Origin of the sequence: Pseudacidovorax sp. NFM-22, assembly GCF_021401245.1 — a bacterium.
Lineage (GTDB): Bacteria > Pseudomonadota > Gammaproteobacteria > Burkholderiales > Burkholderiaceae_C > Xenophilus.
Genome location: NZ_JACBFY010000002.1, coordinates 429,588 through 432,004, shown reverse-complemented (window position 1 = coordinate 432,004; position 2,417 = coordinate 429,588). Strand labels below are relative to the sequence as shown.

Here is a 2,417-nt window from a genome sequence, read left to right as displayed (position 1 = left end):
CCCCCTTTGGTGCGCAAAGCCGGCCCGTGGCCTTACCACGGGTCGGCGCCGTCAAGATTTGTAAACCTTTTGACACTTGCTGTAAGAAAAATCCTAGTCCGAACAGCCTATGTCCCTAGCATCCCCGGTGGGGGCTACGTAAAGGAGATGGGCAGTTGCCAACCGCAGCAAGCCCGCAACCATCAAGGAACGGATGCTCCAAAAAGGGGAGTGCCCGATCACTCGACGCTTGCGAAATGGATCAAATGTTCGACGTCTTTTTCTGGCCCGAAAGAGCCGCCTATCGCTTCGGTGCCAAGCGAGGACTCATCATCCTCGGCTGGGCCGTGCTGCCGGCGGTGCTGAGCCTGTCGCTGCTCTTCGCCGGCCTTCTGAACGGCAACGGACTCATCCTGGCCGTGGTGGGTTCGGTGGCGCTGTGCATCGTGCTGCTGATCGTCGGCGGCCGGACGCTGTGGGTGGACGTGCGGCGCGGCGAGCACCGCAGCCTGGCCTTCCGCTACCGGCGCGGCTGGCGCTGAGCGCACCTTCGGCGCCGCCAGGCGGCGCTGACTAAACTGCGGGGCTTCACGCCCCGCTGTTGCATTCCGAGCCCATGCATTCCACCGCCGACGCCCGTTCGCCCGACTGGGAACACGTGCTGCGCGAGCACGGCCTGCGCGTGACGCGGGCATCGGTCGCGGTGCTGCGGGTGCTGTCGGCCACGGCCTCGGCGCTGTCCCATGACGAGGTGCTGCAGGTCTGCATGCAGGACGCCGAGCAGCCCTTCGACCGCGTGACGGTCTACCGCGTGCTGGACCGGCTGACGCAGGCCGGCCTGGCCGACCGGCTGATGGGCTCGGACGGCGTCGCGCGCTTCATGCTGCACGACGCGCATTCGAGCCAGCTCTTCGAATGCCAGGCCTGCCACCGGCTGGTGAGCCTGCCGCAGGATGCGCAGCTGCAGGCCGTGCTGGAGCGGCTGAACCGCTCGCTCAAGCGGCGCGGCATGCAGCCCAGCGAGAGCGCGCTGCGCATCCGGGGCACCTGCGCCGACTGCAGGTAGAACGAGAAGTCACCCCCATGCCGCTTCGCGGCGAGCGGCGCCGCTTCTTCACTCCCAGGCGGGGAAGGGGTTGTCGTAGCGCAGCCAGGCTTCGGGGCCCTGGGCCATCTCGGCGTCGGTGAGCAGGCAGGCGTCCAGGCGGGCGCGCAGGGTGGTTTCGTCCATGTGCATGCCGATGAGCACCAGTTCCTGCCGGGCGTCGCCCACCTCGGGCAGCCAGTGCCGCTCGATGGCGGCCAGGGCCTCGGGGTCCTCGGGCCAGTGCTCGCGCGGCACGGCGGCCCACCAGTAGCCGCCCGCACCGTGGCGGGCCACGGCCCCGGCCTGCGACCACGACCCGGCCAAGGTCGGCCGGCTCGCCAGCCAGAAGAAGCCCTTGGAGCGCACCACGCCCGGCCATTCGCTTTCCACCCAGTCGAAGAAGCGCCGTGGATGCAGCGGCCGGCGCGCGCGCCAGCAGAAGCTGGCGATGCCGTAGGCCTCGGTCTCGGGCACATGCGTGCCGCGCAGTTCCTGCAGCCAGCCGGGCGCCTGCGCCGCCTGCTCGAAGTCGAACAGGCCGGTGTCCAGCACCTGTGCCAGCGGCACCCGGCCGAACTCGCTCGGCACGATGCGGGCGCGCGGGTTGAGGCCGCGCAGGATGGCCAGCAGCCGCTCGCGCTCCCCGGCGCTCACCAGGTCGGTCTTGTTGACGACCAGCACGTCGCAGAACTCCACCTGCTCGACCAGCAGGTCGACCACGGTGCGCGCGTCGTCCTCGCCCATCGATTCGCCGCGTGCGGCCAGGCTGTCGCGCGAGCCGTAGTCGCGCAGGAAGTTGCAGGCATCGACCACGGTGACCAGCGTGTCCAGCCGGGCCACGTCGTCCAGCCGGCGGCCGTCCTCGCCGGCGAAGGTGAAGGTCTCGGCCACGGGCAGCGGCTCGGAGATGCCGGTGGACTCGATGACGAGCTGGTCGAAGCGGCCTTCGCGCGCCAGGCGTCCGACCTCGATCAGCAGGTCCTCGCGCAGGGTGCAGCAGATGCAGCCGTTGCTCATCTCGACCAGTTTCTCCTCGGTGCGGGCCAGGCTGGCGCCGCCCTGGCGCACCAGCTGGGCATCGATGTTCACCTCGGACATGTCGTTGACGATGACGGCCACGCGCCTGCCCTCGCGGTTGTGCAGGATGTGGTTGAGCAGCGTGGTCTTGCCTGCGCCCAGGAAGCCGGACAGGACGGTGACGGGCAGGCGCGGCTGGGTGGTCGCCAGGGAGTCGGACATGTGGGGGAGCTCCAGGTCGGTCGGCCTCCGTCGGGATGGAGGCCTATTAATGCAACGGAATTGCATTTTATGGAGATGCAACGCGATTGCATCAAGGACCGGATGGCCGAAG

The 2,417-nt window shown here is 68.9% G+C and carries 3 protein-coding genes; 2 read left to right on the top strand and 1 reads right to left on the bottom strand.

The window, feature by feature from the left end; translation table 11 throughout:
* Positions 1-245: 245 nt before the first annotated feature.
* A complete protein-coding gene (locus tag L0984_RS07755; protein ID WP_017757757.1) occupies positions 246-521 on the top strand; it encodes a hypothetical protein in 276 nt (91 codons plus the stop codon).
* A gap of 74 nt (positions 522-595) precedes the next feature.
* Complete coding sequence (locus tag L0984_RS07750; protein ID WP_234193141.1) at positions 596-1,045, top strand: Fur family transcriptional regulator; 450 nt, start codon at positions 596-598, stop codon at positions 1,043-1,045.
* Between the two features lie 48 nt (positions 1,046-1,093).
* On the opposite strand, the gene zigA is transcribed toward L0984_RS07750, so the two are convergent.
* Positions 1,094-2,305, bottom strand: coding sequence for a zinc metallochaperone GTPase ZigA (gene zigA, locus L0984_RS07745; RefSeq protein WP_234193140.1), 1,212 nt, complete (start codon positions 2,303-2,305; stop codon positions 1,094-1,096).
* Positions 2,306-2,417: the final 112 nt, after the last annotated feature.

Coding starts and splice junctions, on each gene's coding strand:
- L0984_RS07755 (WP_017757757.1), top strand. CDS start 246: ATGTTCGACGTCTTTTTCTGGCCCGAAAGAGCCGCCTATCGCTTCGGT.
- L0984_RS07750 (WP_234193141.1), top strand. CDS start 596: ATGCATTCCACCGCCGACGCCCGTTCGCCCGACTGGGAACACGTGCTG.
- zigA (WP_234193140.1), bottom strand. CDS start 2,305: ATGTCCGACTCCCTGGCGACCACCCAGCCGCGCCTGCCCGTCACCGTC.